This window comes from Brevundimonas sp. EU05-FHT14B11 (assembly GCF_058790835.1).
In genome coordinates, this window is the sequence record NZ_JBYTCY010000003.1 from 28,895 (window position 1) to 48,443 (window position 19,549).

The 19,549-nt window shown below is 69.8% G+C and carries 17 protein-coding genes; 6 read left to right on the forward strand and 11 right to left on the reverse strand.

All coding sequences use genetic code 11. The features are described 5' to 3' along the window. Both arsB and arsH read right to left on the reverse strand, forming a co-directional pair. On the reverse strand, positions 1-1,056 hold the full coding sequence (arsB, locus tag AC3WRV_RS13335) for an ACR3 family arsenite efflux transporter (RefSeq protein ID WP_492313634.1): 1,056 nt from the start codon (positions 1,054-1,056) through the stop codon (positions 1-3). Beyond that, positions 1,053-1,763 carry an arsenical resistance protein ArsH gene (gene arsH, locus AC3WRV_RS13340; RefSeq protein WP_492313635.1) on the reverse strand — a complete coding sequence of 237 codons (711 nt, stop codon included), beginning with the start codon at positions 1,761-1,763 and terminating at the stop codon, positions 1,053-1,055. Before arsH ends, arsB begins: the two co-directional genes overlap by 4 nt. A gap of 38 nt (positions 1,764-1,801) precedes the next feature. On the opposite strand from arsH, the gene AC3WRV_RS13345 reads away from it, so the two are divergent. The 4 genes from AC3WRV_RS13345 to AC3WRV_RS13360 all read left to right on the forward strand — a co-directional run bounded on the left by AC3WRV_RS13345 (position 1,802) and on the right by AC3WRV_RS13360 (position 6,960). Next, complete coding sequence (locus tag AC3WRV_RS13345) at positions 1,802-2,143, forward strand: ArsR/SmtB family transcription factor (protein ID WP_291834108.1); 342 nt, start codon at positions 1,802-1,804, stop codon at positions 2,141-2,143. Between the two features lie 59 nt (positions 2,144-2,202). Then, entirely contained in the window at positions 2,203-2,547 is a 345-nt protein-coding gene (locus AC3WRV_RS13350) for a hypothetical protein (protein ID WP_492313636.1), read from the forward strand. A 103-nt stretch (positions 2,548-2,650) separates the two neighbouring features. Next, positions 2,651-3,790, forward strand: coding sequence for an efflux RND transporter periplasmic adaptor subunit (locus AC3WRV_RS13355; protein WP_492313637.1), 1,140 nt, complete (start codon positions 2,651-2,653; stop codon positions 3,788-3,790). A 2-nt stretch (positions 3,791-3,792) separates the two neighbouring features. Then, positions 3,793-6,960 carry an efflux RND transporter permease subunit gene (locus AC3WRV_RS13360; protein WP_492313638.1) on the forward strand — a complete coding sequence of 1,056 codons (3,168 nt, stop codon included), beginning with the start codon at positions 3,793-3,795 and terminating at the stop codon, positions 6,958-6,960. 37 nt (positions 6,961-6,997) lie between these two features. Here the strand turns inward: AC3WRV_RS13360 and AC3WRV_RS13365 are convergent, their stop codons facing one another. From AC3WRV_RS13365 to AC3WRV_RS13375, 3 genes are all read right to left on the reverse strand, one after another. After that, positions 6,998-7,579 carry a hypothetical protein gene (locus AC3WRV_RS13365; protein WP_291840465.1) on the reverse strand — a complete coding sequence of 194 codons (582 nt, stop codon included), beginning with the start codon at positions 7,577-7,579 and terminating at the stop codon, positions 6,998-7,000. Between the two features lie 48 nt (positions 7,580-7,627). After that, on the reverse strand, positions 7,628-8,104 hold the full coding sequence (gene msrB, locus AC3WRV_RS13370; RefSeq protein WP_492313639.1) for a peptide-methionine (R)-S-oxide reductase MsrB: 477 nt from the start codon (positions 8,102-8,104) through the stop codon (positions 7,628-7,630). Between the two features lie 96 nt (positions 8,105-8,200). Then, positions 8,201-9,700 (reverse strand): hypothetical protein, encoded by a 1,500-nt coding sequence (locus AC3WRV_RS13375; protein WP_291840470.1) that lies wholly within the window; start codon positions 9,698-9,700, stop codon positions 8,201-8,203. Between the two features lie 184 nt (positions 9,701-9,884). On the opposite strand from AC3WRV_RS13375, the gene AC3WRV_RS13380 reads away from it, so the two are divergent. Then, positions 9,885-11,867 (forward strand): acetyl-CoA carboxylase biotin carboxylase subunit, encoded by a 1,983-nt coding sequence (locus AC3WRV_RS13380; protein ID WP_492313640.1) that lies wholly within the window; start codon positions 9,885-9,887, stop codon positions 11,865-11,867. A 355-nt stretch (positions 11,868-12,222) separates the two neighbouring features. Here AC3WRV_RS13380 and AC3WRV_RS13385 read toward each other — a convergent pair whose 3' ends face one another. From AC3WRV_RS13385 to AC3WRV_RS13400, 4 genes are all read right to left on the reverse strand, one after another. Next, entirely contained in the window at positions 12,223-13,104 is an 882-nt protein-coding gene (locus AC3WRV_RS13385; RefSeq protein WP_492313641.1) for a hypothetical protein, read from the reverse strand. A 2-nt stretch (positions 13,105-13,106) separates the two neighbouring features. Continuing rightward, positions 13,107-13,799, reverse strand: coding sequence for a hypothetical protein (locus AC3WRV_RS13390; protein ID WP_492313642.1), 693 nt, complete (start codon positions 13,797-13,799; stop codon positions 13,107-13,109). An 89-nt stretch (positions 13,800-13,888) separates the two neighbouring features. Next, positions 13,889-14,767: a phage terminase large subunit family protein gene (locus tag AC3WRV_RS13395; RefSeq protein ID WP_492313643.1), complete on the reverse strand. Its 879-nt coding sequence runs from the start codon at positions 14,765-14,767 to the stop codon at positions 13,889-13,891. Further along, entirely contained in the window at positions 14,764-15,582 is an 819-nt protein-coding gene (locus AC3WRV_RS13400) for a terminase large subunit domain-containing protein (RefSeq protein WP_492313644.1), read from the reverse strand. The genes AC3WRV_RS13395 and AC3WRV_RS13400 overlap by 4 nt, the downstream gene beginning before the upstream one ends. Positions 15,583-15,791: 209 nt before the next feature. Between AC3WRV_RS13400 and AC3WRV_RS13405 the strand changes: the two genes are divergently transcribed. Next, complete coding sequence (locus AC3WRV_RS13405; RefSeq protein ID WP_492313645.1) at positions 15,792-17,441, forward strand: pectate lyase; 1,650 nt, start codon at positions 15,792-15,794, stop codon at positions 17,439-17,441. 7 nt (positions 17,442-17,448) lie between these two features. On the opposite strand, the gene AC3WRV_RS13410 is transcribed toward AC3WRV_RS13405, so the two are convergent. Then, on the reverse strand, positions 17,449-17,655 hold the full coding sequence (locus AC3WRV_RS13410; RefSeq protein WP_291832506.1) for a hypothetical protein: 207 nt from the start codon (positions 17,653-17,655) through the stop codon (positions 17,449-17,451). A 119-nt stretch (positions 17,656-17,774) separates the two neighbouring features. Further along, on the reverse strand, positions 17,775-19,442 hold the full coding sequence (locus AC3WRV_RS13415; protein WP_492313646.1) for a serine hydrolase domain-containing protein: 1,668 nt from the start codon (positions 19,440-19,442) through the stop codon (positions 17,775-17,777). Between the last annotated feature and the right edge of the window lie 107 nt (positions 19,443-19,549).

Here is a 19,549-nt window from a genome sequence, read left to right on the forward strand (position 1 = left end):
TCAGGCCCTCCGTTGGTTGTTCAGGCGGCGGACGGCGGGCCCGCGGTCGTACCAGCCGCGCGTCCGGTTCACGATGGCGACCACCGTCAGCATGACCGGAACCTCGATCAGGACGCCGACGACCGTCGCCAGCGCCGCGCCCGAGGTCAGGCCGAACAGGCTGATCGCCGCCGCGACCGCCAGTTCGAAGAAATTGCTCGCGCCGATCAGGGCCGACGGCGCCGCCACCCGGTGCGCCTCTCCCGCCATCCGGTTCAGGACGTAGGCCAGGCCCGCGTTGAAATAGACCTGGATCAGGATCGGCACGGCCAGCAGGGCGATGACCAGCGGCTGCCGCACGATCTGCTCGCCCTGGAAGCCGAACAGCAGGATCAGCGTCGCCAGCAAGGCCAGCAAGGAGACCGGCGACAGGGCCTTGAGCAGCGCCGCCAGGGCCTCCGGCCCTCGCCGCAGGACAGCGGATCGCAGGACCTGGGCCAGGATCAGGGGAACGATGATGTAGAGTCCGACGGACGCCAGCAGGGTCTCCCACGGGACCGAAATGGCCGACAGACCGAGCAGCAGCGCGACGACCGGCGCGAAGGCGACCAGCATGATCGCGTCGTTCAGGGCCACCTGGCTCAGCGTGAACGGCGGATCGCCCTCGGTCAGCTGGCTCCACACGAAGACCATCGCCGTGCAGGGCGCGGCGGCCAGCAGGATCAGCCCGGCGATATAGCTCTCGACCTGACCGGGGGGCAGCAGGGGGCGGAACAGCGTCCCGATGAACAGCCACGCCAGCAAGGCCATCGAAAAGGGCTTCACCAGCCAGTTGACCCCCACCGTGACGGCCACCCCGCGCCAGTGACGGGCCACCGCCCCCAGCGCCCTGAAGTCGATGCGCGCCAGCATGGGAATGATCATCAACCAGATCAGCCCGGCGACGGGCAGGTTGACGTGCGCGATCTCCAGGCCGGCGATCTCCCGGAACGCCGGCTGGAAGGCGTGTCCCAGCGCGACCCCGACGACGATGCACAGCAGCACCCAGACCGTCAGGTATTTCTCGAACACGCTCATGCCCCGGCGTCCGCCAGCGACGCGGCGGCCGGATGGCGGTCCTCCGCCTTCCGCTCGCTGTACCGGTCCACCAGATAGTCCGCGCGCCCTCGGGTCAGCAGCGTGAACTTGACCAGTTCCTCCATCACGTCGACCAGCCGGTCGTAGTAGGGCGAAGGCTTCATCCGGCCCTCGTCGTCGAATTCGTTGAAGGCCTTGGCCACCGACGACTGGTTCGGAATGGTGATCATCCGCATCCACCGCCCCAGCACGCGCAGCTGGTTGATGGTGTTGAACGACTGCGACCCCGCATTCACCTGCATCACCGCCAGGGTCCGGCCCTGGGTCGGGCGGACGCCGCCGCTCTCCAGCGGAAGCCAGTCGATCTGCGTCTTGAAGATCCCGGTCATCGCGCCGTGACGCTCCGGGCTGCACCACACATGCCCCTCGGACCACAGTGAGGCCGCGCGCAGTTCCGCGACCTTGGGATGGGCCGGATCCGCGTCATCGGGCTGAGGCAGGCCGCGCGGATCATAGATGCGCGTCTCAGCCCCGAAGCGGCGCAGCAGCCGGTCGGCCTCCTCGACCAGAAGCCGGCTGTAAGACCGGTCCCGCAGCGAACCGTACAACAGCAGGAAGCGCGGCGGGTGGTCCGGCGCCGTCCCCGACAGCGCTCGCTCCGAAGGAACGTCGAGATAGGCCGGGGTCAGGGCGGGAAGGTGCGTCATGCCTTCCCTTTTGCACATGATTCGTATATTCGTGAAGTATGGAAATGAAGAACGCCGTCCCGGTCCTTTCCGCCCTCGCCCACGAAGGCCGCCTGTCGATCTTCCGCACCCTGGTCCAGGCCGGTCCGGAGGGTCTGGCGGCGGGCGTGCTGGGTCAGGCCGTCGGCGTTCCCGCCAGCACCTTGTCCAACAGCCTGACCATCCTCGGCCACGCCGGCCTCGTCGCTTCGCGCCGCGACGGCCGTTCGATCATCTACGCCGCCGACTACGGACGCATGGGCGCCCTGCTGTCCTTCCTCGTCGAGGACTGCTGCAAGGGATCATCCGGGACCTGCGATCCCTCCCTCGCCGAGGTGGCGTCGAAGATCGCCTGCGTCTGACGCGGCCCCCGCGACACCCTGTCCGCGACAGCCTCGCCGACCCGTGCTACGTCCGCGTCATGCTCCGGCGCGCGCAAACCCTGCTGAACAAGGTCGGCCTTCTGGCCGCGCTGCTGTTCGCCCTGGTCGCCGTCATGCCCGCCACCGCCGCCGTGGCCTGCGCGGACGAGACGCCGCCCGCGGCCGCCGCCGGCGCCGCCGCGCCCTGTGAGGATCCGGCCTGCGAGCACTGCGTCATCGTCTGCGGACACGGCTGCTGCCACGCCCCGCACGCGGCGGCGCCGCAGTCCCCGCCGCCGGCCCTGCCTCTTCCGAACGAGCGCCACGGCGTCTCGCGCTGGGCCTCGTCCCCCGGCGCGCCGCTGCAGGCCGCCTACGGTCTAGAACGCCCTCCACGGGTCTGATCCGGCGCGGCCTTTCGCGTCGCGCCCCGCCTTTCATCCTGATCAGATCCCCGGCTCGCCCGAGCGCGCATCCGCGCGTTCGCGGGCCCATCCAGAGACCTCCATGACCACCCGCAAACACTGGCTGATGACCGGCGCCGCCGTCATCGCCGCCCTCGGCGTCGGCTTCGGCGGCGCCCGCCTGCTCGATTCGCCCGCCCCGCCGCCGGCCGAGGACCACGCCGAGGATGCGGCCGCTCCCGAAGGCTTCCTCGCCATGACCGAACAGCAGGCGACCGCCGCCGGCGTCACCCTGGACGCTGTCACCCGCGGCGGCGGAAGCGAGTACCGCCTGCCGGGCCGCGTCGCCGTCGCCCCGGGCGCCGAGGCCCGCGTCGACGCCCCGCTGGCGGGCGTCGTCACCGCCGTCCACGTCGGCCCCGGCTCGACCGTCCGGCGCGGCGCCGCCCTGGCCACCCTGCGCAGTCCCGAAGGCGCCTCGGCCCGCGCCGACATGGACGCCGCCGCCGCCGCCGCCGAGGCCGCCCGCGCCGCCGCCGCCCGCGACCGGGCCCTGTTCGACCGCGGCTACATGCCCCGCGCCCGCGTGGACGTCAGCGAGGCCGAATCGCGCAGCGCCGACGCCCGCCTGCGCGCCGCCCGCGCCCGCGTCGCCGCCTGGGGCTCGCCCGGCTCCGACGGCGTGGTGGTCATCCGCAGCCCCGCCGACGGCGTGGTCACCCGCCTGCTCGCCGCCCCCGGCGTGACCCTTCACGAGGAGGCCCTGCAGGTCGCCGAGATCGCCGACAGCCGCCGCGCCGAACTGGTCTTCGACGCCCCGCCCGCCGCCGCCCGCCTGCTGACGGTCGGAACCCGGCTGCGCGCCGACCTCGCCGGCGGCGAGACACTGGAGGCCGTGGTCATCGCCGTCGCCCCGGCCACGGAAGGCGGCACGGCCGTCGTCCGCGCCGCGCCTTCGGGACCCGCCCCCGCCGCCGGAACCGTCCTGTCGGCCCGCCTGTCGGTCGGCGGCGGCGACGGCCTCACCGTCCCGGCCGATGCGGTGCAGACGGTCGAGGGCGTCCCCTCGGTCTTCGTGAGGGAGGCCAACGGCTTCCGCGCCCGTCCCGTCGTCACCGGCGCCACCGCCGGCGGCCGCATCGAGATCCTCTCGGGCCTGACCGGAACCGAACGCATCGCCGGCGCGGGCGCCTTCCTGCTCAAGGCCGAACTGGCCAAGGGCGAGGCGGAGCACGGGCACTGATCATGTTGAACCGCATCATCGACGCGGCGGTCCGACACCGCTGGCTCATCATCGTCCTGGCCCTGCTGTGGGCCGTCGTCGGCGCGCGCGAGCTGACCCGCCTGCCCATCGACGCCGTGCCGGACATCACCAACCGGCAGGTCCAGATCACCACCGTCGCCCCGGCGCTGGGGCCCGAGGAGGTCGAGCGGCAGGTCACCTTCCCGCTCGAGACCGCCCTCAGCGGCCTGCCCGGCCTGGTCGAGACCCGCTCCCTGTCGCGCCACGGCTTCTCCCAGATCACCGCCGTCTTCACCGACAGCACCAGCATCTGGTTCGCCCGCAACCTGGTCAACGAGCGGATGCAGGACGCCCGCGCCGACCTGCCTGACGGCCTGACGCCCTCCATGGGGCCGGTCGTGACCGGCCTGGGCGAGGTCTACATCTGGACCGTCGAGATGAAGGGCGCCGCCGCCCGGACCGGCGTCCCCTATGTCACGCCCGAAGGCGAACGCCTGACCACCGACGCCGAGAAGGCGACCTACCTCCGCACCGTCCAGGACTGGATCATCGCGCCCCAGCTGCGCGGTGTGGACGGAGTCGCCGGCATCGACGTGCTGGGCGGCTATGTGAAGGAGTACGCCGTCCATCCCGACCCGGCGAAACTGGCCGCCTACGGCGTCGGCCTGGTCCAGCTGGTCGAGGCGCTGGAGCACGCCAACCGCATCGCCGGCGCCGGCTACGTCAACCGCGCCGGAGAGGCCTGGATCGTCCGCGCCGACGCCCGCGTCCGCACCCTTCAGGAACTGGCCGCCACCCCGATCCTGAACCGCAACGGCCAGGTCATCCGCGTCTCCGACGTGGCCGTGGTCGAGACCGGCCGCGCGCCGCGCCTCGGCTCGGCCAGCTCGGACGGCCATGAGACCGTCGTCGGCACGGCCCTGATGCTGCAGGGCGAGAACTCCCGCAACGTGGCCCAGCGCGTCGGCGCCAAGCTGGAGACCATCCAGGCCAGCCTGCCGCCCGGCGTCATGATCCGCCCGGTTCTGGACCGCACCGCGCTGGTCGAGGCCACCATCAGCACGGTCGAGCACAACCTCGCCCTCGGCGCGGCCCTGGTCATCGCCGTGCTCTTCTTCGCCCTCGGCAACGTCCGGGCGGCGATCATCACCGCCTTGGTCATCCCCCTCGCCTTCCTGTTCGCGGCCACGGCGATGAACCGCTTCGGCATCAGCGCCAACCTGCTCAGCCTCGGCGCGCTGGACTTCGGCCTGATCGTCGACGGGGCCGTGGTGGTGGTCGAGAACACCCTGCGCCGCCTGTCCCTCAAACGTCAGGAGACCGGTCGCCCCCTGGCGGTCGCGGAACGCCTGTCGATCGCCGCCTCCGCCGCCCGCGAAATGGCCCGGCCCGCCGCCTTCGGCCAGGCCATCATCCTGCTGGTCTACGCCCCCCTGCTGATGTTCGAGGGCGTCGAGGGCAAGATGTTCGGCCCCATGGCCGCCACTGTCATGCTGGCGCTCGCGGGGGCCTTCATCCTCAGCTTCACCTTCGTCCCGGCCCTGACCGCCCTCTGGGTCCGCGAGCCCAGGGCGGGGCATGATGATGGCGAGACCAGGATCAGCCGCGCCGTCCGCGACCGCTACGAGCCCCTGCTCAAGGCCGCCGTGGCCCGCCCGCGCGCCGTCCTCGCCGGCGCCGGCGCCGCCCTGGCGGCAGGCGTCGTCGCCTTCCTGATGCTGGGCAGCGAGTTCGTGCCGACGCTGGATGAGGGCGACATCCTGGTCCAGGCCCTGCGCGTCCCCTCCACCTCGCTGGAGCAGAGCCAGGCCATGCAGTTCCGCGTCGAGACGACGCTGAAGGCCATGCCCGAGGTCGAACGCGTCTTCACCCGCACCGGCACCGCCGAGGTGGCGTCCGACCCCATGCCGCCGTCCATCTCGGACACCTTCGTCATGCTGAAGGACCGCAAGGACTGGCCCGACCCGTCCCTGCCCAAGGCCGAACTGGTCAAGCGGATGGAGGAGGCGCTCAGCCATCTGCCGGGCAACAGCTATGAGTTCACCCAGCCGATCCAGATGCGCTTCAACGAGCTGATCGCCGGGGTCCGCTCGGACGTCGCGGTCAAGGTCTATGGCGACGACTTCGAGGCCATGACGCGCTCGGCCGAACAGGTCGCCGCCGTCCTGCGGCGCATCGACGGGGCCGCCGACGTCCGCGTCGAACAGGTCTCGGGCCAGCCGACCCTGACCGCTCGCGTCGACCGCACCATCGCGGCCGCCCAGGGCATTCACGCCTCCGACGCCGCCGACGCCCTGGCCATCGCCCTGGCCGGACGCGAGGCCGGCCATGTGCTGGAGGGGGACCGCCGGTTCGACGTGGTCGTCCGCCTCGACGACGCCCTGCGCAACGATCCCGGGATCATGACCCAGCTGCCGGTCATGCCCGAGGAATCCGAACCGGGCGCCCCGACCGTGCCCCTGTCCGCCGTCGCCCGCTTCGAGGCGGGGGAAGGTCCCAACCAGATCAGCCGCGAGAACGGCAAGCGCCGCATCGTGGTCCAGGCCAACGTCCGCGGCCGCGATCTGGGCGGCTTCGTCGCCGAGGCCCGGCGCGCGGTGACGGCCGAGGTCCAGCCTCCGGTCGGCGGCTGGCTGGACTGGGGCGGCCAGTTCGAGAACCTCGAGCGCGCCTCCGCCCGCCTGGCCCTGATCGTGCCGCTGGTCTTCCTGACCATCGGCGGCCTGCTGTTCCTGGCCCTGCGCTCGGTGCGGGACGCCGCGCTGGTCTTCGCCGGAGTGCCCCTGGCCCTCGTCGGGGGCGCCCTGGCGCTGGCGGCGCGGGGCATGCCCCTGTCGATCTCGGCGGCGGTCGGCTTCATCGCCGTCTCCGGCGTGGCCACCCTCAACGGCCTGGTCCTGATGCAGGCGGTTCTGGAGCGCCTCAAGGCCGGCGAGCCACCGATCCAGGCCGCCGTCGCCGGCGCCGTCAGCCGCCTTCGCGCGGTCCTGACCACGGCCCTCGTCGCCGTGCTGGGCTTCATCCCCATGGCGTTTGCGTGGGGCCCGGGCGCCGAGGTGCAGAAGCCGCTGGCCACCGTCGTCATCGGCGGCCTGACCTCGGCCACCCTGCTGACCCTCATTGTCCTGCCGGTCCTGGCCTCGCTGGGACGGCGGACGAAGGGAAGCTGAAAGAGAAAGGGCCCGGTCTTTCGACCGGGCCCTGATCTCAGAAGTTCGAATCGGCGGCTGTTCCCAGCGGCAACCCGTCCGGCCGGGCGACGCGCCGTTCGTGCTCCAGCGGGATCTCGGCGTCGTAGCGGCCCGGGAAGGCGTAGCCGCCGTCGTTGAAATAGGGCGAACGGCCGTAGCCGTATCCGCGGTAGCGATAGCCGTAGGGGCTGTTCTCGGTCTGGCGGTAGCTCAGCCCCAGGGTGCCGTTCTCGCCGATCGGCAGGGTCACGGCCATGCCGAAGTCGCGATAGCCGCCGGTGCCGATGCCGGCGGTGAACTCGCTGTGCATCTTGCGGTCCACCCGGGTGTCGCGGACGCCGCCGATGTCGCGGTCGGCGGCGACGCCGTTGGCGTAGGGCCGGGCCTCCGGATCGCGCGCGGCGATCCAGCGGTCGATCTGCTGGTCCGTGGTCAGGTTGTGCGGCTCGGCGGCCTGCTGGGCCGCGCCCTCGGCGGTCGGGGCCACAGGCCGGGTCACGGCGGTCAGGTCGACATTGGTCGCCGGCGCGGTCGTCATCACCCCGTCGGGATCGCCGCCCATCAGGGCCGCGGCCATCATCAGTGCGGAAACCGCCATGCGCCTACTCCTGTACCAAACCCACCCTAGCCCTGAATAAGGCCAAGGTCAGGCGTTTCCGTCTCCACGCTGCAACGGATCGCGCAGCGGTTCGCCCTCGGGCACGAATTCCAGCGCCACCGAGTTGATGCAGTAGCGCAGTCCGGTCGGCGGCGGCCCGTCGGGGAACACATGCCCCTGATGCCCGCCGCAGCGGGCGCAGACCGTCTCGGTCCGCACCATGCCGTAGCTGGTGTCGGTGATGGCGACGACATGGGCCTCGTCCACCGGTTCGGTGAAGCTGGGCCAGCCGGTGCCGCTCTCGAACTTGGTCCCGGCCCGGAACAGCGGCAGGCCGCATTCCCTGCAGCAGAACACCCCGGCCCGCTTCTCGCCCAGCAGCACGCCGCAGAACGGCGCCTCGGTGCCGTGCGACAGCAGGACCCGCGCCTCCTCGGCCGTCAGGTCCGCCTCCAGCCGCGCGCGCTCGACCGCATCCGGCGGCGTCAGGTCGTATCCGGAGGGGGAGCGGTGCGTGTCGGTCATGGCGTGGAGATAGGAAGCGGACGGTTGCGGGTCCAGCCTTCAAGGAAAAGGGCCGGACAGTTTCCTGTCCGGCCCCTTGTCTCACTCAAACCGGGTTCAGCCCCCGAACAGCGTGCCCACCCAGGCCTGAACCGCGGCCTGGTCGGCCGGGTCGCCCGTGTACACCAGGCCGGCGGCCGGGGCGTAGGGGGTGTTGTTCGGGCGCGGACGGGCGGTCCAGGCCTTGTGGCCGTAGCTCAGCTCCGAATAGTTCGACGGCAGGCGACGGGTGGTCGGTTCGATGAAGATGGTGTCGGTCGCCGTCGTCGTGCCCGCGATGCGGACGTTCGGCAGCTTGGAGATCAGGTCCAGCGTGTCCAGGCAACCGCCCGAGCAGCCGGCGTCGACCAGGACGATCACCGGACCCTGCACCGGATTGGCGGCGCCCGTGTCGGCGGTGGAGGCGCGGCCTTCAAGGGTGAAGGTCGGCTGGCCGGCGGCGATGGCGGCGTCGAAGGCGGCCACGATGGCGGCGGTCTGCTCGATCACGGCCGGGGCTTCGGCGGCGAAGCGCGGGTCCGCCTGCATCAGGGCCAGGGTCTCGGCGTACCAGGTGCGGTTGCCCGGCGTGGCGCGGTAGGTGATGGCGCCGGCCGCGGGCTGGCGGCTGGTGGTGAACTCCGGCGTCCAGATGCGGTTGGCCAGGCCATAGCCGCGCGCGGTCGAGGTGTAGGCCGAGGCGCCCGAGGCGGCGCGCAGGTCCAGCACGAAGCCTTGCGGGCCGCGCAGCTGGGCGGCCTGGGCCTCAACGGCTGAGTTGAAGGCGTCCCAGCCCGCCGAGTCGGCGAACGAGTGGACGTTGACCCAAGGGCGGCCGTTGACGGTCTCGACCGACAGCGGGGTCGCCGACGGCATGTAGACGGTGGCGCGGTAGGCGGCTTCCAGGTCGCCGGCGACCAGCGGCTCGGGGCGCAGGGTGACGGCGCGCGGACGGCGGTTGCCGGTGGCGAACTCGCAGATCGACGGCACGCCGTTCACGAACGGGTTGTTGCGGTTCCAGGTCAGGTAGGGCGCCGAAGTCACGCGACCGGCTTCGGTGTCCAGGTTGCCTTCCCAGCGGTCCAGCTTGTCCCGGGCGAACTCCTCGATCGGCGTGGCGTTGCACGACACCACCGTGTCGCCGACGCGCGGCACATTGGCGCCGCGCAGGCCCGGCTTGACGTAGGTCACGACATATTTGCCGCCGCGCCAGCCGGTGGCGAAACCGGCCCAGGACGTGCCGAAATACGGGCCGAGGCCTTCATAGGTCGGGGCGATCTGGATGTTCGAATCGCGGAAGCCCGCCGCGTAGTAGCGCAGCAGATAGGCGTGGGAATCGCCCGAGTTGACGCGGTTGACCCGGCCCAGCGAGTCCTGCAGGCCGGCGTCCAGCCAGGCGCGGAAGTCGACGCTAGGTTGGCCGGGGATGGCCGGCGCCGGGTGGTTGGCGGCCAGTTCGTCATGCGCCGCTTGCAGGTCCTGGCGGGCCAGAGCGCGAAAATCCTGGGCGAAGGCGGAGCCGGCGCTGACAGCGAGAACCAGTGCGGCGGCGGCCGCGGCGGGTAGGAAACGGGACATGAAGTCAGGCTCCGGAGCCGAATTGAACAGGGCGTGGCGACGTTAAAGCCCAAGGGTGACAGACTTGCCAAGCCTCTACCCCGTTCGGATGAACGCCCCCATCCGGTTTACTCCCTGCGGATCGCGGCCTAATCGGGGCGAAGCGCCTCCGCAGGCGGATCATCCGCTTCACAGTCGAGCCTTCATGTTCAAGAAGATCCTGATCGCCAATCGCGGCGAAATCGCCGTCCGCATCATCAAGACCTGCCGCCGCATGGGCATAGCCACGGTGCAGGTATACTCGGAAGCGGACGCCGGTTCGCTGGCCGTGGAGATGGCCGACGAGGCCGTCCTGATCGGTCCCGCCCCCGCCGCCCAGTCGTACCTGCTGGCGGACAAGATCGTGGACGCGGTGCGTCAAACGGGCGCGGAGGCGGTCCACCCCGGTTTCGGCTTCCTGAGCGAGAACGCCGGTTTCGCGCGCCGCCTGAAGGCCGAGGGCATCGCCTTCATCGGCCCGAATCCCGAGGCGATCGACGCCATGGGCGACAAGATCACCTCCAAGAAGTTCGCCCAGGACGCCGGGGTCTCCACCGTGCCCGGCCACATGGGGCTGATCGAATCGACGGAAGAGGCGGTGAAGATCGCCCGCGAGATCGGCTACCCCGTCATGATCAAGGCCTCGGCCGGCGGCGGCGGCAAGGGCATCCGCGTCGCCCACTCCGACGACGACATGGCCGAGGGCTTCGCGGCCGTGAAGGCCGAGGCCCTGAACGCCTTCGGCGACGACCGGGTCTTCCTCGAGAAATTCATCATCGACCCGCGCCACATCGAGATCCAGGTGCTGGGCGACAAGCACGGCAACGTCGTCCACCTATTCGAGCGGGAGTGCTCGATCCAGCGCCGGAACCAGAAGGTCATCGAGGAGGCTCCCTCCCCGCTTCTGGACGAGGCCACCCGCGCCGCCATGGGCGCCCAGGCCGTCGCCCTGGCCAAGGCCGTGAACTATGACTCGGCCGGCACGGTCGAGTTCGTCGCCGGCCAGGACAAGAGCTTCTTCTTCCTGGAGATGAACACCCGGCTTCAGGTCGAGCACCCGGTCACCGAACTGATCACCGGCGTCGACCTGGTCGAACAGATGATCCGCTCGGCCTGGGGCGAAAAGCTCGCCTTCGAGCAGAAGGACCTGAAGATCAACGGCTGGGCCATCGAGAGCCGCATCTACGCCGAGGACCCCTACCGCGGCTTCCTGCCCTCCATCGGCCGCCTGGTCCGCTACGAGCAGCCCGAGGAAGGCGAGCATGAGGACGGCTATGTCGTCCGCAACGACAGCGGCGTCCGCGAGGGCGACGAGATCAGCATGTTCTACGACCCCATGATCGCCAAGCTGTGCGCCTGGGCCCCGACCCGCGACGAGGCCCTGACCGGCATGGCCCGCGCGCTGGAGGACACCCACCTGGCCGGCGTCGGCCACAACGTGCCCTTCCTCGCCGCCGTCATGGACCAGCCCCGCTTCCGCTCGGGCAATATCTCGACCAGCTACATCAAGGACGAGTTCCCCGACGGCTTCCACGGCCTGCCCCCGACCGATCACCAGGTCCGCCTGATCGCCGCCGCCGCCGTGGCCATGAACGAGATCCAGGCCGAGCAGGACGGCGACCCGTCCGACCGGACCGACTGGGTCGTCCTCATCGACAAGGCCCCGCACGGCGTCGACCTGTCCTATGACGAGGACGAGGCCCTGCTGCTGGCCTTCACCGGCGGCGGCCACGCCCGTCTGACCGAGATCGACTGGCGTCCCGGCCTGCCCCAGTTCCGCGCCGAGCTGGACGGCGAGCCCTTCACCGCCGACGTCGCCCGCGTCGCCGACGGCTTCCAGATCCGCCACCGCGCGGCCAAGGCCCGCGTCCGCGTGCTGCGTCCCCGCCTGGCCGACCTCTACGCCCGCCTGCCGGAAAAGGTGGCGGCGGACACCTCCAAGATGGTGCTGAGCCCCATGCCGGGCCTGGTCGTGGCCATCCCCGTGGTGGTGGGCCAGGAGGTCAAGACCGGCGAAACCGTCGCCATCATCGAAGCCATGAAGATGCAGAACATCCTCAAGGCCGAACGCGACGGCGTGGTGAAGGCCGTATCCGCCAAGGCCGGCGATCCGGTAGCGGCGGATGACGTGCTGGTGGAGTTCGGGTGAAGCCTGCACTTCGGAGATTGACGGTAGGATGAAGGCCCGACTTGCGTTCGCTGGTTACTCCACGATATGAATACCGTGCACCCTAGGGTGCGGACGTCCCATGCGCTTCCGGCCTGAGCGCTCCCCACGGGGAGCAGGAGGAATGGAGCCCCCGCCAATGTCGAAGCCAATTTTGCTAAAGGCCTTCGGCTCGGTTGCGTGTCTTGAGCGTCGGGTTGGTTTCTAGAGACCCCCCGCCGTTGGCCTCGCAATCGTAGGACATGAAGGAGAGAGGAGTTCTCTCCGGTGACGAGGCAAGATCGAATTCCGCCGAGGCGGCTGACTGCGGTCAGCCGCCGACGCCGAAATCGGAATATTAGACACGGATGTAGTCGTTGGGCGCGATGTTGAGGTGCGGGTCACCGCTCCACGTCGCCTCGCTGTCGTGGCAGCGAGTGAACTGGCCCTTCAACTTCTTGGTCCCCTTGCTGCAATCGTAATGAAAGCACCGGTCGAAAGGGGCCCCGAACCGTCGGGAGCCCGCCAAGATACAGATATCTGGGTGATCGCCATTCGACCGTGCATAGGCATGCCGTGCGCTTCCGGGAGCGTGGAATTCGACGCGGCGTCGATCGACATAGCAACGACGAACTTTTCCTTGGATCAACTGCGGCGGGTGCTGTCGATTGACGGCTTGGGTCGTCACGACGATCGCAGCTTCGGCTTGACCACCCCGTGCTACGGTTTCGTGGAAAGCGCTCAGTTCCTGAGTCAAAGCCGAGGACTTAAAGTTCTTGAGCGGCAAGAGGAGCGGCGTTCGGTTGTCTTTTTCCCTGAGTTCCTTGGCTAGCGGCTTGAAGACTGCTCGTGCCCGCAAGCAAGCCTCTTGGAGGAACGCGATCAATTCATTCCGACTGCGCTTCATCGTCGTCGCGGTGGTTGTGTCCAAACTCCATTCGACGGGGATCACCAGAATGGCCGGAAAAGCGGCCTGAAGGGCTGCGGTCCGGCAAGTCGGTCCAATGGCGATCAGGGCAAAGGCAGTATCAACCAGAGCATTGTGATGATCACTGCGGACTCGATCCGCGAGTGTCTTGAGAAGACTACAGACTTGGGCTGCGGCAGAAACAGAATGAGAACTGTTTTTCGCTGGTGACGATACGAAATCTGCATCGTCGCCACAGATCGTTCGACGTCTGTCGTAAACGACGTCGTAGATCGACGCGGGGATTCCGGCGAAGGCGAAGACATAAGCCATCTTCAGCGACCTGGCGTTCTCATCAGCTTCGCCACAACGTCAAGAGGCATGGTGATCCGCTCCTGTTCGTCCGGCTCAAGCGCTTCGAATAACTTTTCGAGCAAGCTGGAGCCAGAAGAGCGACGGGCTCGACGAGTTGCTGGGGCGAGCGACGAGATGATCACCTTGTTAGCCACCGCCCAAGCCTCGATGGCGGCTTGGAGCCGATCGCGATCAGCCGGGGTCGCGATAGGTTCGAGGATCAGGTCGCTGGGAGTGATGACCGGAAGACCGGAGGATTCTGCCGTCATCGGATGGACTTCGGCCACGGCGAGCACGGGCGATACGCTGACCATTCGGACCAGGCCAGCGTCGAGACGCGTGGTGAACGCCTCGAGGATTTGGCGGTCCAACTCAAGCCTTTTCGGCCGTTCAGCGGCGGGAACGCGCTCGGGCGGACTGACATCGGTCACGTCAGCGGGAACCGCCCACAGGACCTTCTCATCGTTCGGGTCCACGAAGGTCCGCACTTTTTCGGAGAGATCACGATGAATCAACTCGGCAAGCTTCTTCCCGCCCAAAGCCCCTTTCAGATTATGGCCACGGCGCACCAAATCCGCGCCGAGCTTGGCCAACAGATAAGGCTTTCGTCCGCTCTCCCATGTTTCCACAACCAACGTGGTTAGGTCAGTCTTCAAGGCATCGAGTTCGTTCACAGCATTGATCCTTCTATCTCGTAATCTCTAGGGCCGCACCGAGCGACGGGAAAGGATCGTATTAATGTCCGCCAGACCGCCGTGCAGGCTCACACCACCCGCACCCTCGGCCCCCTTGCCCCCGGCCGGTCCAGCAGCAGGTCCGTCACCGCCCACACCAGCGCGTCCGCCCGGTCCAGGGAGCCCTCGCCGAGCTCGGAGCCGAGCATCAGCAGCTCCTCCTCCAGCGCCTCGAACAGGCCGGCGTGCTTGACCCGGCCCTGTTCGTAGAGGGCGGCCACCGGCTCGGCGCGCAGGACCTTGCCCTTGGTGGCGCGGACGGTGCGGACCGGGATCGGGCGGTCGACGGCCTTGAGGACCGAGACGACCATGTCGCCGCCCTGGTTGACCTCGGCGACGATGCAGCCGGCCTTGACCTCGCGGGCCAGGGCGACGGCGCGCCGGGCCCACTCCTCGGGCGACAGGCCGTGGGCCGAGCGGTCGGCCAGCACCACGGCCTCGCGCACGCCGTCCGGACGCAGGCGAGAGGCCGCCGCGATGATGCCGCAGGCGTCGCCGGACGCGGTGGCCGGCGGGTCGACGGCGACGACGATGCGTTCGTAGGGCCCTTCTCCCTCCCCTCCTGGGGAGGGTGGCTGTCGCGCAGCGACAGACGGGTGGGGAACCGCGCGCTCGGATACGCACCCCACCCTGTCGCCGCTTCGCGTCGACATCCCTCCCCACAAGGGGGAGGGAGAACGCGCCCGCGCCATCATCTCGGCCGTGAACAGCGAGCCGTCGAGCTCGACGATCTTCCCTTCCAGCTCCTGCGCCTCGCGTTTCGTGCCGCCGTAGAGGGCGCGCAGGCCGTCGAGGAAACCGGGGGCGAGGTGGTCGGCGTTGTCCGAGGTGCCGGCATGGGTGACCGCGCAGGAGGCTTCGTCCTTGAGGCGGACCAGGGCGCGGGTGGGTTTTGGTGTTGTCGTCACCAGAAGCGGGGATGGGTCGAGACCCCCTCCCCCGCCGGGGGAGGAATAGGGAGCCGCAATCCCATCCGCAGCAGGGCCAGAGTCTCGGCCGCGCCGCGCGCGCCGGAGGCCCGCCAGGCGCAGAACTCGTCGGCCCAGGCGGCCGAGAACTGGGGGCCGCGCAGGCTGTCGGGATCCTCGGCCGAGAAGGCGTAGGCGATGCAGCCGTTGGCGAATTTCAGGCGGCGGCGCGAGCTTTCGAACACCGGACGGGTCTGGGCCGTCCAGCGCGGCAGGGCGCGCAGGCCCGAGACGCCCTCGATCATCACCTCGCGCACGTCATGCAGGGTCGGGCCGATCAGGGCCAGGCGGCCGCCCTTGCCCAGAACCTCGGCCTGGTCAGCCAGCCATTCGGCGCCCGCCTGGGTCTTGCCGGCGCCGCGACCGCCCAGGAACAGCCAGGTGCGCCAGGCCGAACCGTCGGGCATGGCCTGGGGCGGCCGCTGGGCCGGGCGCAGTACGATGGGCGGAGCGACCGGCTCGGGATCGGGGTCCGGGTCCGGCTCCGGCTCCGGCTCCGGCTCCGGCTCCGGCTCTGGCGGCGGGGGCGGCGCATGGCGGGCGCGCAACCGCTCCTTCACCTGCCAGAACCGAACGGCCGTCATCCCGAGCCGCATGAGGCGGCCCGCGTCCTCCACACGGCCGTCGACGATCACCTTCGCGACCTGGTCCTCGATGGAGGCCATGGTGGCTTCGGGGTCCTCGCGGTGGAAGGTGAAGGCCAGCGCCTTCCGCAGCGCCTCGTCCCGATCCTTCGATGTCGCCGTCGTTTCCATCCCCTCATTATCCCATGGGGCCGGAGGGGCGCCGGGAATAGGACGCTGGTGGGGATGGGGCGCCTTTGGAGATCAATGCGTTGGGGACCCGGGTTGTGATGGTTTAGCGTGATCGTCCTCCATTCTTCAGAAGAGATCGCGCAGCATTGACACCGGTGTCATGAACAACCCAACTTGCCGCGCCTTCTGACCGCCGCGAGGATGCCGGCATGACATCGACCCTGTCCCGACGCGGCCTGCTGGCCGCGGGCGCCGCCGCGCCGCTGCTGGCCGCCTTACCGGCGCCTGGGCGCGCCTGCGCACAGGCGACAGCGCCCGACCGCGCCGCGGTGCTGACGACCATGAAGCGGGCGACGCGGTTCATGACCGAGGAGGCCTCGGTGGGCGGGGGCTATGTCTGGTCCGCCCTGCCCGACTTCTCGCGCCGCTGGGGCGAACTGGAGGCGGCGCCGACGATGATCTGGGTGCAGCCGCCGGGGACCGGCACCATGGGCCACCTGTTCCTGGACGCCTATCACGCCACCGGGGACGAACAGTTCTACGAGGCCGCCGTCGGCGCGGCTCGGGCACTGGTGCGGGGCCAGCATCCGTCGGGCGGCTGGAACTACGTCATCGACACCGCCGGGCCCGAGAGCCTACGCCGCTGGTACGAGACCTATGGTAAGAACGCCTGGCGGATGGAGGAATTCCACCACGACTACGGCAACGCCACCTTCGACGACGCGGGGACCTCGGAGGCGTCGCAGTTCCTGCTGCGGCTGTATCTGGAGAAGCGCGAGCGCGAGTGGCGGGCGCCGCTGGACAAGGCGATCCGCTTCGTCCTGGACAGCCAGTATGCGAACGGCGGCTGGCCCCAGCGCTATCCGCGCACCGACGGGGCGGGGCTGCACGGGCGACCCGACTACACCGGCTACATCACCTTCAACGACGATGTGGCGGGCGAGAACATCAAATTCCTGATCTTCTGCCGCCAGACGCTCAATGCCAGAGAAGGGGGTGGGCGCCTGGACGATCCGATCCGGCGGGCCATGGACTGTTTCCTGGCCTGCCAGCAGCCGGCGCCCCAGGCCGGATGGGGCCTCCAGCACCACGCCGACACGCTGAAGCCCGCCGCCGCCCGGACCTATGAGCCCGAGGCCTACGCCACCCACACGACGGCGGCGAACATCGAGCAGCTGTTCAGCTTCTACCGCCTCACCGGCGACCGGAAATACCTGGCCCGCGTATCCGAGGCGCTGGACTGGCTGGACAGCGTGCGCGTGCCGCAGCGGCTGCAGCGCGACGGGCGGACGCATCCGACCTTCATCGAGCCGGGGACCAACAAGCCGCTGTACGTGCATCGCCGGGGCTCGAACGTCGTCAACGGCGCCTACTATGTCGATGGCGATCCCAACGACACGGTGATCCACTACAGCTCGTTCCGGGCGGTCAATGTCGAGCGGATGCGGGCCGAGTACGCGCGGCTCATGGCGATGACGCCGGAACACGCGTCGGAGGGCTCGCCCCTGCTGGCGCCGCGGGGGTCGGTGGCCCTGCCCCGCTACTTCACCCTGCAGGACATCTCGGTCTCGGACATGACCAGCGACGGGCGCCGCCCGCCGGCCGAGCCCGCCGTGGTCGCGGGACTGGTGGCGGGGCTGAACGCCCGCGGCTACTGGCCGACGCCGCTGAAGGCGGTGAGCAATCCCTACATCGGCGACGGCTCACCCCAGGTCGCGCCGGGCGAGTTCCGCATCACGCGTGTGGGGGATGCGTCCGACACCTCGCCCTACATCACGGACTTCCCCGTGATGGGGATCTCGACCGGCGAGTACATCAAGAACATGGGCGTGCTGATCGAGGCGCTGGGCGGCGCCTGAGGGCTGTTCAGGCCCGGCGAGCGCTCGATGCGACGTCGAAGGGGCGGCCCAGGCTGCTCATCAGGTTCCAGCCCGCATTGGTCGGCCAGAAGCGGGCCTTGCCGCGCCGCTCAACCAGTCCCAGCACAGCCAGCTGCTCGCTCACGGCGGGCTGTTCGGTTCGGCTGTCGTCCACGATGTCCAGAAGGGCTTCAATACGGTCTGCGTCGGTCATGGTCTCCAGATAGGGCCTGCGGACCCGGGGGGCCACCCGATATCGCAGGCCATCCCCTGAATCTGCGCCCACCGTGTCCCGGAAGCGTAGCCGTGCCCTGATGAAAAGCCGCGCCTGACCTACTGGCGGACGAAGGCGATGTCGCGCGCGCCGCCAGCCCAGGCCCGGACGCCGTCCACCTGCCCGTCCGCCGCGCGCGTGAACACGAAGGTGGTGACGCCGCGCAAGGGGGTCGAGAACCCGTCGGCGAAGCGTGGCGTCAGCGGCCACTCGACCCCGAAGGCCTGCCGGATCACCAGCGCCTCGCCCTGGCGGACCACCACGATCCGGGCGTCCAGCTCAACGCTGTAATAGGTCCCGGCATAGGCGCCGATCTCCGCGAGGGGCGGCTGGACCGCGGGATAGCGGGTCTCCTTCGCATCACGGCTCAGGATCAGCTCCGTCGGCCCCTGCCCGTTGCGGACGAAGCGGACGCCGTCGCCGTCGGCCCGCCTGAACCGCTCGCCGCCGAGCGGGGTCAGGTCCTGGGAGCGTCCCTGCGTGAGCGTCAGCCGCCCGTCCAGCAGCGCCGTCCGCAGCAGTTCGCCGGTGACGGGGTTCCGGAACAGGCCCTGATAGGACGCCAGATCGGCCGGCGCGGCCGCCGATACGGTCGCCGCCGGTGCGGGGACGATGGGCTCCTCGACCGAATGGCCGGCGGCGGCCAGGGCCTGGTCCGCCAGCGCCTCGCCCACCGCGACGGGATTGATCCCGCCGTTGTTGCACAGCACGGCGACGGAGATCCCGGCGTCGGGATAGCGGGCCGTCCAGGTCTTGTATCCGCCGGTCGAACCGCTGTGCCCCACGCGCGGCAGGCCATGGGCCCGGTCGAGCTCGAGCCCTAGGCCGTAGGGCGTGGCGGTTCCGTCGTTCAGGCGGCCCGGCGTCGCCAGCGCGGCGACCAGCTGCGCCCCGCCCGGCAGGCCGGCGGGCCGGTCCAGGAAGGCGTTCCAGCGCAGCAGGTCGTCCAGGGTGGTGAGCAGGCCGCCGTTTCCGATGACATTGGTGAACGGCATGCTGGCGATGAAGCCGTCCTCCACCGGAGCATAGGCGGTGGCGCGGCCCGGGACCACGGTGCGGAAGTCCTCGCGCCAGCGGGTCTGGCCCATGCCCAGGGGCTTGAAAAGGCGTTGGTTGGTGAAGGCCTGCAGGCTCTGGCCGCTGACCCGCGCGACGATGATCGCGGCCAGGCTGTAGTTGGTGTTGGTGTAGAGGAACTCGGCGCCCGGCGTGAAGTTCAGCCCTTTCTGGCGCGACGCCAGATTCAGGATGACGGCCTGGCTGTGGACCTGGGTTCCGGGCGGATTGCCGGTCAGGGCCAGCAGGCTCCACTGCTCGCGCAGGCCGCTGGTGTGGGTGAGCAGATGCCGGAGGGTGATCGGCGTCCCGTAGTCCGGCATCTCGGGCAGATACAGGCGGATGTCGTCGTCCAGCCCCAGCTTGCCGTCCTGAACCAGCAGCAGCACGGCGGCGGCGGTGAACTGCTTGGCCACCGAGCCGCTTTCGAAGATCGTGGCCGGCGTCAGCGGATCGGGATGCTCCAGATCAGCCATGCCCCGGGCGCCGCGCAGGACCGGCTGTCCCGGCCGCGCCAGACCCACGGCGCAGCCTGGGCCGGTCGGGGCGACGGCGGCGAACACGGCGTCCAGATCGACATCCGGCGCCCGCGTCTGGGCCATGGCGTTCGAGGCGAGACCGGTCAGGGCGAAGGCCATGACCGTGGCGGTGAAGCGGGTGGTTGGACGCATGGAAGACCCCGACGAAACAGGCGGCCTTTCGACCAGCCGGTCCGCGGCCCCGCAACACCGCATCGGCCAACGGCGCCGCCTGTCGGTGAACGGTGACGGCGGCGCCC